This window comes from Sphingobacterium psychroaquaticum (assembly GCF_004421025.1).
GTDB lineage: Bacteria > Bacteroidota > Bacteroidia > Sphingobacteriales > Sphingobacteriaceae > Sphingobacterium > Sphingobacterium psychroaquaticum.
Genome location: NZ_CP038029.1, coordinates 3,162,346 through 3,178,493 on the forward strand (window position 1 = coordinate 3,162,346; position 16,148 = coordinate 3,178,493).

General features: G+C 44.6%; 6 protein-coding genes. 3 read left to right on the plus strand and 3 right to left on the minus strand.

The window, feature by feature from the left end; translation table 11 throughout:
* Positions 1-21: 21 nt before the first annotated feature.
* Complete coding sequence (locus E2P86_RS13165; protein ID WP_134433471.1) at positions 22-2,961, minus strand: M16 family metallopeptidase; 2,940 nt, start codon at positions 2,959-2,961, stop codon at positions 22-24.
* 364 nt (positions 2,962-3,325) lie between these two features.
* Here E2P86_RS13165 and E2P86_RS13170 point away from each other — a divergent pair, with 364 nt between their 5' ends.
* The 3 genes from E2P86_RS13170 to E2P86_RS13180 all read left to right on the plus strand — a co-directional run bounded on the left by E2P86_RS13170 (position 3,326) and on the right by E2P86_RS13180 (position 7,153).
* Complete coding sequence (locus E2P86_RS13170) at positions 3,326-4,075, plus strand: histidine kinase (RefSeq protein ID WP_134433472.1); 750 nt, start codon at positions 3,326-3,328, stop codon at positions 4,073-4,075.
* Positions 4,041-4,772: a LytR/AlgR family response regulator transcription factor gene (locus E2P86_RS13175; RefSeq protein WP_134433473.1), complete on the plus strand. Its 732-nt coding sequence runs from the start codon at positions 4,041-4,043 to the stop codon at positions 4,770-4,772. The genes E2P86_RS13170 and E2P86_RS13175 overlap by 35 nt, the downstream gene beginning before the upstream one ends.
* A gap of 104 nt (positions 4,773-4,876) precedes the next feature.
* Positions 4,877-7,153: a cation:proton antiporter gene (locus E2P86_RS13180; protein WP_134433474.1), complete on the plus strand. Its 2,277-nt coding sequence runs from the start codon at positions 4,877-4,879 to the stop codon at positions 7,151-7,153.
* A gap of 504 nt (positions 7,154-7,657) precedes the next feature.
* Here E2P86_RS13180 and E2P86_RS13185 read toward each other — a convergent pair.
* Together E2P86_RS13185 and E2P86_RS13190 are read right to left on the minus strand one after the other, a co-directional pair.
* Entirely contained in the window at positions 7,658-8,167 is a 510-nt protein-coding gene (locus E2P86_RS13185) for a hypothetical protein (protein WP_134433475.1), read from the minus strand.
* 588 nt (positions 8,168-8,755) lie between these two features.
* Positions 8,756-16,105, minus strand: coding sequence for a GEVED domain-containing protein (locus tag E2P86_RS13190; RefSeq protein WP_134433476.1), 7,350 nt, complete (start codon positions 16,103-16,105; stop codon positions 8,756-8,758).
* Positions 16,106-16,148 lie beyond the last annotated feature (43 nt).

Consider the following 16,148-nt stretch of genomic DNA (forward strand, 5'->3'; position numbering starts at 1 on the left):
TACGATTTACATCTGCTATTATTAGTAACCGAAAATCTCCTCGAGGGTAAGCTTTTTCACTGTTCCTATTTTTTCAAGTTCAGCTTGGTCCAAACCTTTCTCGTCAGCAACAACACAGTATACATACGGTTTACTGCTCATCTCTTTACCATGGAAAGATTTCAAATCCTGAAAAGTTAACTTCGGCGCTTGCTCGTACACCGCTTTACGGATGTCTGTGGTATTTCCTAAACGTCTTGCAGCCATATAGCTATTCAACACGGCGGAATTCGTAATACGCTCGCTTGCGATCGATTTCACCAAACTAGTCTTCGCTGTTTCCAAGGCCGCTGCCGATTCTGGTAATGTCGTTAACAATTCGTTCATCCCGTTCACCGCTTCCTTGAATTTATCAGCCTGCGTACCGACATAAGCACCCACGCTGTAGTGATTCTCTTTCTTCTGTGGCTGTCCGAAGAATGCATACGTGGAGTAAGCCAACGCTTTTGATTCACGGATGGTTTGGAAAACAATACTTCCCATACCACCCCCAAAATAGTTGTTGAACAACGAGATCGTTGGGGTACGGCTGCTGTTGTATAAATCAGAATTTCTGAACCAGAAAACTTCCGCTTGCTTCATATCATAATTTGCAAACAATACTTTATTGGTCTCCGTTGGAAGCTCCTTAAACTGTTCTCCCGCAGCAGGTACGATAAAGGCACTTTTCGAAACTTTCAATGCCGGCAATGAAGCCGTTAACTCAGATAACGAGCGTGGTCCAAAATAAAGTACCGTATGCTTCATATTTGCAAAGTCGTGTAATGCTTTAACCAAATCTTCAGCTTTCAGCTGATCCAATTCGGCATCCGTAAAGGTGTAATTAAATGGGTTCTTAGCTCCATACTTCGCATACGAGCGTAGACCTTCCATAATCGAACTCTTATTCTTTTTCGCATTCTCACGAGATTGCTTCATCCGTCCGATGTACGCTTTAAACGCCACTTCATCCACCACGCAGTTACGAAGTAGGTCTTGAATCAACAACACCGTTTTATCAAAGTTACTATTCAATCCCGAGATTGAAATATTCGTCTCTTCGGCGCCCGAAGAAGCGGAGAAATCAGAAGCCAGCTTGTAAAACTCTTTACTGAATTCTTCACTCGATTTATCTTTCGTTCCCAAGAACTTCATGTAATCCGTCGCAATACCAAGCAGTTTATTATTCCACCGTCCGGTTTGAAAACGGTACACCATACTGAACAATTCATTGTCCTTATTCTTTACCGCAAGAACCTCTACATCCTTACCCGCATTCTTTTGGATATCTTTATTATAGTCTACCCAAACCGGCTCAATAGCCGCTTCTGGCATGTTGTTTACTTGGGTCAAGAATGCAGACTGATCGGTTCTATTGACGCTAATTGGGGTAATCGTAGGTTTCACCACTTTTACCACATTCTCATCGACACCTTGACGCTTATAAACAATGACAAAATTTTCGTCGTTCAAGTACTTATTCGCAAAATCAACAACATCCTGCTTGGTCACCCCTTTTAGACGTTCCGTATAGCCGAGCTCATTGGCCCAATCCAATTCCGATGTAAAGGCAGACATCAGCTCTTCTGCACGGCTGGAGTAGCTATCATTGCGGGAGATTTGTGACCGACGCTCATTGTTTACAATAGAGGTAATAAGGTCTTCCGAGAATTCCCCATTTCTAAGCTTACGTAACTCACCCAATAGCAGATCACGTACTTGTTCCAAGGATTGTCCTTGCGAAGGATTTCCTTGCAAAATCAACATGGAATAATCTTTCAACACATACGGGAAAGCCGCTGCGCCTAATAACTTTTGGGATTTCACTAAATTTAAGTCGATCAAACCTGCCGAACCGTTAGTCAAAATATTACCCATTAAATTCAGCATCTGCGCATCTTTATGTGCTGCTCCCGGAAAACGGAAACCCATAAACATAAATTCTGAATTCGGACCTTTTACTTCGCGAATAATTGGTTTGGTAATCTCCGCTTCTTTGTCGAACGTGTATGGCGGAATGGTTTTTGGTTGCATGTAAGCAAAAGCGGCATCGATCTTCTTCACCATCGTTGTTGGATCAAAATCGCCCGCCATAATCACTCCCATATTATTCGGCACGTAATACGTGTTGAAATATTCACGAATTGCTTTTAACGATGGATTTTTCAGGTGTTCGATCGTACCGATTACCGTTTGACGACCGTAATTATTACCTGGAAATAACGATTCGAACATGGCCTCAATAGACTTCCGTCCGTCGTTGTCCAATCCCATATTCTTTTCTTCATAAACCGCCTCTAACTCCGTATGAAACAAACGTAAAATTGGATTTCTAAAACGTTCACTCTGCACAGCCAGGTACTTATCGACCACATTATTTGGAATATCTTCGATATACACGGTTTGCTCAAAAGAAGTGAACGCATTGGTACCATCCGCTCCCATATTGCTCATCATCTTATCGTATTCATTGGCAATTGCAAACTTAGCCGCCTCGCCAGAAACACTATCGATCTTTTTATATATCGCGGTACGCTTTGCTTCGTCCGTTGTTGAATTGTACTGTTCATACAAGGCATCAACCTGATCTAATAGTGGCTTCTCTTTGCTCCAATCGAGGGATCCGAACTTATCTGTTCCCTTGAACAGCATGTGTTCCAAGTAATGGGCTAACCCGGTATGATCTTTTGGATCGGTCTTACTACCCGCTTTTGTGGCAATATAAGTCTGGATCCGTGGTTCTTTTTTACTTGGGCTCAAAATAACGGTAAGACCGTTCTTTAAGGTATAAAATCGGGATTGTGTTGGATCATTAGCAACGTATTTGTAGCTATATCCACCTTCGGACGCCTCTTTCCACTCGAACTTCTGCTGCCCTAAGGCAACACCACTCGTAGCGAGGATAAAAGAAACGACAAAGATTGACTTAAATAATCTTTTCATAAATGAATTCAGTTAGGGGGTACCTAGAACGCTGTAGGGTATACAAAGTAGTAGGTACTATTTGTAAACCACTAAGTTACCATTTTAATTATGCAATAGACAAAAACATTCTTTATATTCTGTATTTTTTATTAAAAACAAAACTTAAACAAAAAATATTTCGGAAAGTGCAGGGGGATTGGGGCAAAGTTGGAAATTTCAAGTACAAAGTAGAAATACTCAGTACTCTCTACTTTGCACGCTCCACAAACTACCAACTACCAACAACTAACCACCAACTACTCCCTACCAACAACTAACTATCCCATCCATCCGGTTTTCACAAAAAAGATGTATTTTCGATAGCTGAAAGAGCGAATTGCCTATGGAAGACATCACATTATATTTCTGCCTTGCCCTACTTCTTGCTGTCCTCGTGGTGGTCGTTTTGGCGATGCAGTTGGGTAAAGCAAATAAAAAGAACAACGCCATGCAGCTGCAACTTTCACGCTTGGAAGGACAGGTATACGCCCAGCAGCTTTCTGACATTGACAATAAGCTAAATCCGCACCTGTTTAAAAATGTCCTTAATGCGATCCAATCGCATGCCTACCAAACCTACCATTCGCTCGATTCTTTATCCAGTGTGCTCGATTATATCCTATACGAAAGCAAAAAGCAATATGTAACACCCCAGCAGGAGATAGCCTTCGCCTTGAGTCTGATTGAGATTTACCGCATCAAGCTAAGCCCGCTTTTTGAACTCAAGGTCAAGAAAAAGATCAATGAAAATGAACCTTTATACCATCAGCACCTGATGACCCCAATGGTGAGTATTGACCTCATCGAAAATGCTTTTAAACATGCGGATCTGCAAAGTCCAAATGCTTTTATCTCCATTACATTCGAATTTAAGGAGAATAACTTTATGCTAACGGTAGCCAATAAGATATCTAACAAACAGCCTTTAAAGAAGGAAAAGCAAGGCCTTGGGGGTAAAATATTAGAGCAACGTCTGCAAATTATTTATAAAGAAAACTATAAGCTCGATAAGTTTATCGAGAACGATGTCTATATTACGCACTTAAAAATCAATCTACTTGAACACAAAGCTAAAATGCTTGCTGCTCGATGATGAGCTTCCAAGCTTAACCTATTTAAAGCTGCTGTGTGAGCAGATTCCGGCGTTGGAGGTTGTCAAGGTATACAATGCAGCAACCAAACTACTTGCAGATCTGGAGGCCCCGGAGGCGCTAGATTTTGACTTACTCATCACCGACATTGAGATGCCGGAGGTCAATGGCTTGCAGCTCGCCGAGCGGCTCCAGGGCAAAGCGGTGATTTTCACGACGGCCTATTCGGATTATGCCGCAGATGCCTTCGACCTGCATGCCATCGATTACTTACGGAAACCACTCAAGCTGGATCGCCTGCAACAAGCCATTGCGAAAGTCAAGTTGCAACGCCCTAAGAAAGCGGCTCCTGCCCCCAAGACTTTCGTACCAGTCAACAGCGACAAGGGTAAGCTATTGTTGTACTTCGATCAAATCTGTTATATCCGCACCGCAGATCTAGATAGTCGCGACAAGGTGGTATACTTGTCGGATCACAATGAAGTAACGCTTAAAAACATATCCTTCGCACAGTTGATAGCGCTCCTACCCACCGACGCCTTTTGCCGGGTCAACAAAAAGGAGGTGATTGCCATGCGCCTGGTTTCTTCTTTCTCCCACGAAGAGATTACCAGCACGCTAGCCGGAGAGCAAGGAAATAAAACCTTCATTTTAGGCGAAAAGTTTAAGACGGACTTCCTGCAGAAGGTCGCCTTTTAAGTTTTATTACATTTTTTCCCCTTTCTATTACACCCGTACCGGATAAAACCTAGAATTGTTTTATTTTTCCAACCTCGATGTTCGCATCAAACAGAACAGGTCTTATGAAAAATATAAAAAGCAGCATATTCTATATCGGTATTATCGGTAGTTTCTCGCTTTTAATCTATTGGATTATCAGCAAAGGGACAGGTATGGAGGTCGGTCGTCAGATTGCGACCGAAAGATCCGGAAAAAGTCAGTGGGAGGAGTTTATCCTGACCTTACTTCACAACCTGCAACATCCACTCGCCATCCTCCTGGCACAGATTATCATCATCATCCTGGTCGCACGCGTATTTGGTTGGTTGTTCAAAAAAATAGGTCAGCCTACTGTTATCGGTGAAATTATTGCCGGGATTGCTTTAGGTCCCTCCTTTCTCGGGATGTACTTCCCCGAGTTTTCGGCTGCGTTATTTCCGGTGGCATCGCTGAGCAACCTACAGTTTTTGAGCCAGATTGGATTGATCCTCTTTATGTTTATTATCGGGATGGAGCTAGATCTGAAAGTGCTGCAAAACAAAGCCCATGATGCGATCGTCATCAGCCATGCCAGTATTATCTTTCCCTTTGCTTTGGGCGTCGGCTTAGCCTATATTATTTACAGCACTTTTGCACCCATGGGGGTAGAATTTTCTTCCTTCGCCCTCTTTATCGGTATCTCCATGAGCATCACCGCCTTTCCGGTGTTGGCGCGAATCGTCCAGGAACGGAATCTGCAAAAGACGAAACTGGGTACCATTGTCATTACCTGTGCGGCAGCGGATGATATTACCGCCTGGTGTATCCTGGCTGCCGTGATTGCCATCGTTAAGGCGGGTTCCTTTTGGAGCTCCCTTTATATCATTGTCCTCGCCGTGGGGTATGTTTTCCTCATGGTGAAGCTCGTTCGGCCCTTCTTAAAGCGTATCGGTGATATGCATGCGACCCGGGAGAACCTCAGTAAACCGATCGTAGCCATCTTTTTCCTTACCTTGATTATCTCCGCTTACCTGACTGAAGTTATCGGTATCCATGCCTTGTTTGGCGCTTTTATGGCGGGCGCCATTATGCCGGAGAACAATAAATTCAGAAATATATTTATTGAGAAAGTAGAGGATGTAGCCTTGGTATTACTGCTGCCTTTATTCTTTGTATATACCGGTTTACGTACGCAGATTGGCCTTTTAGATGAGCCTTATTTATGGCAGGTAACGGGGTTGATTATTCTGGTTGCCGTAGTCGGTAAATTTGTCGGCAGTGCCTTGGCGGCTCGTTTTGTCGGACAGAACTGGAAGGATAGCTTAACCATCGGGGCACTGATGAATACACGTGGTTTGATGGAGTTGGTGGTCCTGAATATCGGTTACGATCTGGGTGTTCTTTCTCCGGAGATTTTTGCGATGATGGTTATTATGGCTTTGGTTACCACCTTTATGACGGGCCCTGCCCTGGATCTCATCAATAAAATCTTCCATAAAAAAGACACGATTATCCCGGACGAAATCAGCATGGTGGGTAAGTATAATATTTTGATCTCCTTTGGTAACCCGGAGCGTGCCCGAAGCCTACTTCGCTTGGCCCACGGCTTAGTTAAAAAATTGGATAAGAGTTCTTCGATCACGGCGATGCACTTAACCCCAACCAATGACCTGCACCAGTATAATGCCGATCAATATGAAATGGAAACTTTCGAACCCATCATTGACGAGTCAAAACAGATCAACCAAAAGATTACAACGCTTTTTAAGGCGTCAAACAATATGGAGTCCGAGGTGGTGGATATTGCGAATGAAGGGCCTTACGACCTCTTGCTGATCGGTGTCGGACAATCCATCTACGAAGGTAGTGTATTGGGTAAAATTTTCGGCTTTACCACGCGTATTATCAACCCGGAGAAGCTGATCTATCAGGTGATGGGTAAGGAAAGTCTGTTGGAAAATCCGATGTTCTCCTACAGTACACAGCAAATCCTGCACCGGGCGAAAATATCTGTCGGTGTCTTTATCGATAAGAAATTCGAAAAGGTGGATCATATCTTACTGCCGATTTTTACAGCCAACGATTTGGCACTGGTCAAGTATGCACAGAAGTTTATCCATAATGCACAGTCGCAAGTAATTATACTTGACCCGCACAGCTTGGTTCCAAAGAGTACCGCGACGATGGAGCTGATTCGTGCGGTGGAGCAAGTGGCACCGAACCACATTTCGAGGTATGAGAACCGTGAAATTGACAACGAACTATTGGCGTCGCAGGATTTGGTGTTGTTAAGTATGGAGAGCTGGCGTCAGCTGTTTGATGAGAAGAATATATGGCTTTCGCATATTCCGTCTACGCTCTTGATTAAGGAACGGGAGTAGGTTGGTTGGTAGTTTGTAGAGGGTAGTTGGTAGAGGGTAGTTGGTAGTTTTGGTATATAGTACCAAAAATCAACTCAAATGCGAATACAGTGTGTTCGCATTTGAAAAGCTCATTTGACTTTCGCTAGTTCGAGTCTGCCTAACGCAGGCAGGCTTGTAGTTCGGACTTATCTTGTAATAACCAGAACGGGAAACGAGCCGAAGGCTCGCGCCAGCAACGGTAGTTTGTAGAAGGTAGATGATAGTTGGTTGTAAAAAACAAAACGCGGCAATCTATCATTGGATAAAGATTGCCGCGTCGTATCTCCTCGCAAGGACGAGAAGGTTTGGACGGTGTATAGTCCGTAGATACCTCCTGTCGTCGGTATGACGATGAGGCGGGATCATGGTAAGGCGACATCATGGTGAGTCTTTTATGTAAAAGATAGTTAACCCCATGTTTCTACCCGCCTGACTACCCTAGAAAGGCTCAACTTAACAGTAAAAAAACTAACAGTCCTGAGACTATTTTGCGCCCCAGAACGTCCATACCGTGCCGTTATAAACACAAAGTAGTTTGTTTTTCGTATCGTAAACCATCATGCCAGGACTCGGATTGATGATGTTAAGGTGTGGTTCCGCTACTTTAGGCAAGACCATTGCTTTGTCGGATTCTTCGAGGACTAAGACACCATCGGTCGCTGTAGCTTCTCCAACACTCACTTTGGATCCGGCCACTTCGGTCTTTGCCGTTTGGATAGAAACATCCACCACGCCGGTATCATCCATGGTCAAATCGAACCAGCTGTTTTCTTTCAGGTACTTTACTTTCTTGTCTGTGGCATCGAAGATGATTGTTCCATTTTCGGTAATACCGCTTTTGTTTTCTACGTAAGGCAATACAAGGCCTTTGTTTTCGGTATTTCCAAAAGAAAGGGATACCGATGCATTCTCGGCTTTATCCTTACTGATCAATACCTGTGCTTTTAAGCTTACTCCTGCCGATAGCAGGACGAATAAAAGTATGTTTTTCATTATTCTATTGTTTGTATCGGCAAGCCGATATGTTTATTTTTTTCTACTAGATTGCCGCGTCATGCCTCTTCGTCGTGACGAGAAGGTGTTCTAGACAATTAAGGACACGAGCTGAAAGCTCGCGCCAGCGAAGTGACCAACAAAAGACAAAGTAAGGGCGACCACAAGGGTAGCCCCTACAGTATAGCGACTAAAGTCAGTTACAGCAGCACAAGTACACACCGTCAGTAGTCCCCCAAAAGACTCAGCCACAAAACTTAGCCGCGCTGAGCCCTTCGGGGTTTGTGGCTCTACTACTCACTACTTCACACTCTCTACTAGCAACTTCGTATACCCCCTACTAACCACCAACTACGAACCACTATCTACCAACTACTCCCTACTAGCAACTTCGTATACCCCCTACTAACCACCAACTACGAACCACTATCTACTAACTACTCCCTACTAACTACTTCGTATACCCCCTACTAACCACCAACTACGAACCACTATCTACTAACTACTCCTTACTAGCAACTTCGTATACTCCCTATTAACCACCAACTACAATCTACGAACCACCAACTACGAACCACTATCTACTAACTACTCTGGACAACCTTGTACGCCCATTTCGAACCATTTATAGGTAACCCCTGCATCTGCTGACGTATATACCTTCAAACAATTGTTTGTCGTATCATATACCATCATCCCTTCCACGAAGTGTGCTTCCGGAATGCCGATTGGATTACCATCGTCATCAAAAGGAAGACGATTCAATACAAATCCTTTCGTTTTTGATTCCAGGACCAACCATGCACCCGTACGTACCATCGGCCAATTATCGCCATCGATAGCTCCGGCACGCCCTAGTGTGGTATATCCCACATAGCTACCCAATGCCGTACCTGTTACGATCCCCGGAAGGTAACAAGGTGCGGATCCCACCACCATATCAAATGTCGATGAACATCCTTCGGCATTCGTATATGTTATCGTTATTTCACCGTACTTATGTCCCGTTACCAATCCATGATCAGAAATGGTTGCAATCGTAGGATCTGAAGAAACCCAAGGCGTTACATCGGCCGGATTGCCACTTCCTGTAAGCTGTGTCTTCCTTCCGACACCCACTTCCGCTTCACCGGTAATGGTTGGTGCATCTACAATGACCGTCACCACTTCCGAGAAGGTTGTACAATATGTATTGCTAAGCCCCAAATAATAGTAAAATGTTCCGCGCACGTTACTCGACGGTGTAAATATAAGCTGTGTTGCACCGGCAATAGCTACACCTCCTTCATTACTTTTGGTTGTATTTGCATACCACTGATAGGTCAGTTCTCCACCTGTTACCGTCGGCACCAAACTACTTACATCACCAAATAGACAAACCACTTGAGACAATGGTGTGATTTCCTGAATATCCGGTGTCGTTTTGATTACGGTGGCCGTTGTCCGCGGTGAGGTACAATTGTTTACTGTATCCAGATACTCCACCTCATATGTACCTACAGGCGCTTCAAGCGGATTAATTTCTTCACCAGTAGTCTTATCGAACCACCTGAGCACCACATTCTTTGGTAAAGTACCGGTAAAGAGTTTCGTTAAATCAGCCGTATATTTTCCACAATCGATATTAACGGTTCTTGGCGATAATGTCGGTGCACTCGTTGGTGCATCACAACGAAATATCAGCTCATTGATGCTTGAATAAGTACCTGGCACCTTACCAAAGTCGATCGATATGCCAATACCATTGTCTGTCGTTGCATCCGGATTGATATGTTTTGTAAATGTCGCGTTACTACCTAGATTCGTGCTTAAGTCAAGGTATTTGCCGGAATAATAGCCCGACCAAGGCACCCCTGATTTATAACGAAACGCTTCAAAAGCATCTGTTTTTACGACACCCATCGTATAATAGGGCGCTTTACCCTGGACAAACCCAGGGCCTGTGTCTCCGCCCGACAAATAGGTATCCCAGCCATGTGCTAACTTCACGGTCTCCCGATTTCCCTCCGGAATTTCCACTTCATAGGTAACGCCCATTAACCACTCTGGAGCCGTATAGGTATAGGTAACATTCAGGAAATAGTCCAAACCATTATGCGGAACTTTCATCCGAATGGTATTTTTTTGCGTTCCACCATCTGGTCCCATTTCATCCCGGCAGGTATTCGATAATACCAATGGGTTACCTCCGAATGTTTTACCCGATGCTACCAAGGTAGCTGTCGAATAAGTACTATTTCCAATAGAAAGGGCAAGACCATGTTGCGTACCGGGATGATTGTACAAGCCTAACGTTGCATCCAAGCTACTTGCATAGATCTGTTGTCTGTTTTCACGGTATATCTGTAAATTTCCGGCACCCGACATCTGTATCTTCAAGCCATCGGTTGCTGTTAAGCCCCCATTTTTATTAAAGACTTTTAAGCCGGTACAATTTACACTTAAACTGTAGTCTTCGATCTCTCCAATAGATGGCGCTAAACCATACGCACCTGTTGTAAGTCCGTCCGCGTAGGCTCGTTCATCGTACGTAGTGGCAGTATTGTCACTGAGCACTAGACCTGATAAACGCAAGCGTAGATACACATTGTCCGACCGATCTAAAGCACCGGTTACCGCTGCCGGCCAGGTTAGATCTATGATACCATTCACCATTCCTGTTGGTACGGCGAAGCCTTTCACCTCTCCTATATCAAAGACTCCATTTCGGTTAAAGTCTATCCAACCATATAAATTTTTTATTGCCCCTGTCGTGTTTGTCACCTTAACTGGAAGCACAAAATCTGTACTTGCTTGAATAATATGATCCGCTGGATTAATCCCATCTTCATCAATTCCATCCCCATTAAGTCCATTATTATCCGATCCTTTTATCACATTTTGTGCCGAAGGTTCATCATCTACCGATAGTCCCATACGGAGTGTCGGACTTAGCGCGTGCCGAGCCGGCAAGAAAGTTCCTCCAGGTTGATCATAACTAATCGGCGCATCACCGTAATCTAAATTATTCGTCACCGCAATAAAATGATCCTCTACCTCTCCAATAACTGTCGTACCATACAGCCCAGTGCTTAAGCCATCACCAATAGCCCGTTCGTCTACTAGTGCCCCTGTTGGCGCTGTTGTATAGTCTGCCAAGGCCGTATTGGACAAACGCAAACGTAAGGCCAACTGACTCGGTGTACCCACAATTTTAGCTTGTGCCGCAGTCCAGCTTAATGCTACCAACGTTGCATTAGCTGGAACCGAGGTCCATGCAAATTCACCTGCCTCAAACCGTCCGTTGCCATTAAAATCAATCCATGCATACAGGATTTTTGCCCCCCCCGTTTTATTAGTTACTTTTACAGACAGTGAGTATCCGGCTCCTCCACCAGCAAGAATCGGAAGGATCTCCATTCCCCCTTCATCATCTATACCTGTAATATTGTCCCCATTAGCGGTACCTTCCTCCACTTGCTTTTTACCTTCCCCATCTGGGTAAGAATCTCCAATAAATAAACCGACACTTGGTATATGTTGAGCCGGCACAGTCGCGCCATCTCGATTTATTTCATAACTATTCGCTAGATCGCCATAATCATACATCCATCCCACATTTACCCTATAGTCTTCAATCTCGCCAGGTTGAATTGCCCCATAGACACCGGTACTAAATCCATCAGCAATAGCCCGTTCATCGACTACCGCAGCATTGGCACCAGAGGTCAGATCCGTAAGCGTACCTTCCGATATACGCAAACGCATATACAGGTTTTCTGCATCAATAGGAATTGCATTAGTAGTCCCCGATCCAGCGGTCCACTTCAATGTGACCCGTTGCTGTGTATCAGCAGAAGGCACGGAAAATATAGCCACCTCAGAGGCCTCAAAACGTTTGTTATTATTAAAATCAATCCAACCATATAAGGTTCGTGCAGCGCCTGTTTTATTAAAAACATTAACATTGGCATAATAATCGCTACCGCGGTAAACAGGTACAAGCTCTTCGATTCCATCTTCATCTGCACCATCGCCCAATAGACCGTTGTTATCGGCACCATCCATTACATAGGCCTGATTCTCCTCTATATCAATTGTTTTACCAAGGCGTAATGCCGTGGAAATCGTTTGTCGCGCAGCGACCACTTCCCCATCCTTATTCCGATCAAAATTCATGGGTGCATCGCCAAAATCGTACAAATTTGTTGTCACCAAAAATTGATAGTCCTCTACTTCGCCCAACGTATTATTTCCAGCCCCATAACTTCTTGAATCAATTAATGATGGAAACAAATTATTGCTATTTGCCGGTAATGCCACATCGCTTAATCGCAAGCGGGCATATACTTTCCCTGCATCAATTACTTCAGGAGCGAGCAATGCTGTTGCTGCGGCCACCCAAGTCAGGGTAAAATCTGTCGTCGCATTCGCAACAGCCGCAGTCTGAATATAAGCAGCTTCATTTCCGTTAAAGATGCCATCACCATTAAAATCGATCCAACCATACAAATGTTTGGTTCCAGCCGTCTGTGATGTCACCGGCACTTTAAGAGAGAATTGCAGCCCACTATATACGGTTGGAATAAGCGCTAAACCATCCTCATCGACGCCGTCCCCATTTAAGCCATTATTATCGGCACCTGCATTTACCGGGGTATTGGCTAGTTCAAAATCAATCTCCTTTCCAATTGTTAACTGCGGAACAAAGGTATTGGTATGGAAAGCTGGGCTACCATATTCGTAACTGACGGGTAGATCCCCAAAATCTCGGATAACCGTCAACTGGTAATCTTCTACCTCGCCGGCAGACACCGATGTGAATACACCTGAAGGTAATCCATCGGCAATAGCCCGTTCATCGACAACCAAAGCATTGGTTCCTGTCGTTAGGTCACCAATAGCAACCTCCACATTGGGTTGCACCAAGCGCAAACGCATATACACTTTGTTGGTTGTCGCTGCTATGGCTTTAGCTTGTGCTGCGGTAAAGCTCAACGTAACTAAATCTGCATCCGTAGGCACAGAAACAGAACTGAACTCGGAAGCTTCAAATCGACCGTTATTGTTTACATCGATCCATGCGTATAAGGTTGCTGCAGCCCCCGTTGTATTTGTTACCGCAACAGAAAAATTATTAATTGCACTCGCATTTAAGAATAATTGCTCATTCTGTAGACCGTCATCGGAAATACCATCCCCATTCGGGTTATTATTATCCGCTCCCATTGCGACGGACAGTGGATTTTCTTCCACGGTAAAGCGCCTTCCCAGCTGTAACTTATCATTTGGTAAATTTCGGGCTGGTTTCAGGTTTATCACTGGATCGGTCCCATCTTTGTCCATATTGTAGCTCGCGGGTGCATCACCATAATCCAAATCGCGGATCACACTAAAGCGATAATCTTCCACTTCACCGTAATACGGCACATTGTACACCCCGGTATTTAATCCGTCACCAATTGCACGTTCGTCCACATCGTTAGTTGCAGCATTATCCGCTCCGGCCACTTGTGCCAAACGAATACGTACATACACCTGATCCATTCCGTCCGGGATCATATTCGTTTGGCTACCTCGAAACCAAAAAGTTTTGGTGGAAGAACCAGTCGCGACCGTTTGATACCCCGTAACAGCACCTGTCGCTAAGGTATAAGCGGCTTCATTCGCCTCAAACCGTCCATTACCATTAAAATCGATCCAGGCTATAACATTGGCCGCCACAGTAGTTTCTACCGGAATATCAAAACTAAACGGAGCACCTTGGATAATGATCGGAAGCTCCGTAAGTCCATCCTCGTCTGCTCCATCGCCATTATCTCCATTATTATCCATTTGGGGTTCTACGCGAAGCGGGGTCTTCTCATTATCAACCAGCTTGCCTATACGAACGCCATTATGGGCCATATGTCGAGCAGGCACGGTTACTCCGTTGCTATTCTGATCGTAAGAAACTGGCGCATCGCCGAAATCATACCATCCAATCGGTACTTGATAATCCTCTACCTCACCAAAAGCGATCGTGGGATTATTTACGGCACTTGCAGTCGAAAATGCACCATTGCCCACGCTTCTTTCATCAATTAAGTCTCCTCCACTTCCTGTTGTTATAAAATCATTTAACGCCAGATTAGACAAGCGTAACCGCAAATAAATCGTTTCTCGACCAGCCGTAATTTGTGCGGTTTGAGCCGCCGTCCAGGTTACAGTTAATGAAAGTGCACCATATCCGGTCGTACCCGCTGTCGCCACCTCTCCGACCTGGAATTTTCCATCCCCATTGAGATCCAGCCAACCGTATACATATTTTGAGTTCGTCCCCAACACTTCTGGTATATTAACCGGCACAGCGATGCTGTACGTAGCCCCTGGACTTACACTCACCAGCTTTTTTAAGGCGTCTTCATCCGCCAATCCCAAAGCATTATCCCCCTGCGTGTTGTTCTCTGCATCGGGAGACACCGACGCTGCTTTATCTTCTACATCGATCTGACTACCGAGCGTAAAACCCGTAAATGGCGCGTGAAGCGCAGGGCGGTAGTTGCCATCTTTATCTTTTTCAAAACTTTCCGGCAAATCACCGAAATCAAAGGTCTTTACCACATCAATCTGGTAATCCTCCACCTCTCCACCTGCAATAAAAGCGTTATCTATTTCAAGAGATGTTCCAAATGCGCCACTTCCTATGCTGCGCTCATCGATCAAAGCACCACCACTAGCAGCCGTTGTGAAATCGTACAAGGAACGGTCCGATAAGCGCAAGCGCATATAGAGTTTACGCGTATCGGTAGGAATCATCCCAGTTTTCGTGTTATTCCAATTCAATGTCTGTATACTAGCTCCCGTCGTCGTAAAAGAGACCTCGATATTGGCCATTTCTTCCAACTGGAATTTGCCATCGTTATTAAAATCGATCCAACCGTATAGATATTTTGTTGCGGTTGAACCGTTCCTTACGGGCACATCAAGGCTATAGGCTACCCCTTTACGTACTTTAGGAATCGCACCAGCATCCAAGGCATCTTCATCCAGACCGTCCCCTTTATCGTAATTATTGCTTGCATCAGCCAACACACTATGCGGCAAAAGCTCCAGATCTGGTTTTAAAGTACCCAGCATTAGCCCGGTAACCGGTTTATGTACCGCCGGTGCATAAACACCATCCTTCGTATAGTCATAACTTTTTGGGGCATCGCCGTAATCATAGACTGCATTCATGACGGTACTCCAGTCGTTGCTTAGATGAATATTATCGACCTCCAAAGTGGGCGCATTTCCTGCGGTCCCTTGTACCAAACACATCGCAGATAATGCACCGTCCGTCCCAGATATCGTATTATACGTTGCATCCGCTGTTACAGGTTCATCCCCTGTTGAAGGATTAACAAATAATTTAACAATGTCATTGTTTGAACCCGCTACGACCTCGTACTTTAGAACAACATGAATATTTTGATTAAACGGTCGTACGGTCGATTCATACACTGGCGTTCCCGTGTTTCCGCGAAGGACGCCAAAACTAAAGCCGGCACCATTCCGACGAATATACAATTTAGCACCAACGTTAATAAAAGGTGTCGCATTCGTACCCAACGCAAAAAAATAGTCTCCGGTTATATTTGCGGCAGACACATTAACTACCAAGGCGCTATAAAGCGATGCTGATGTCACCGGAAAAGTACGGTACAAATCTTGTCCATTGTTCGCCAGCGCTATTTTATTACCGATACCGCTTCCAATGGCCCCATTGAATTCCAAGTTTCCTTTAACCAGCGTTATCGCATTGGCACCCGCATTCATCTGTGTCCAATTGTAACCGACTAATGTCTTTCCTGACGGATAACTAAAACTTTCCGTAAGCACCGTTTGGGCCGCTGCATACCCTGGACCTAAGAACATGAATAGAAATACCGTGATCAGGTATTTCCAATTACAACTGTAGGGTTTTTCCTTTATCATTGTTTGTCGTTATTATTTGCAAGGCATCTATCAAGACAAAGAG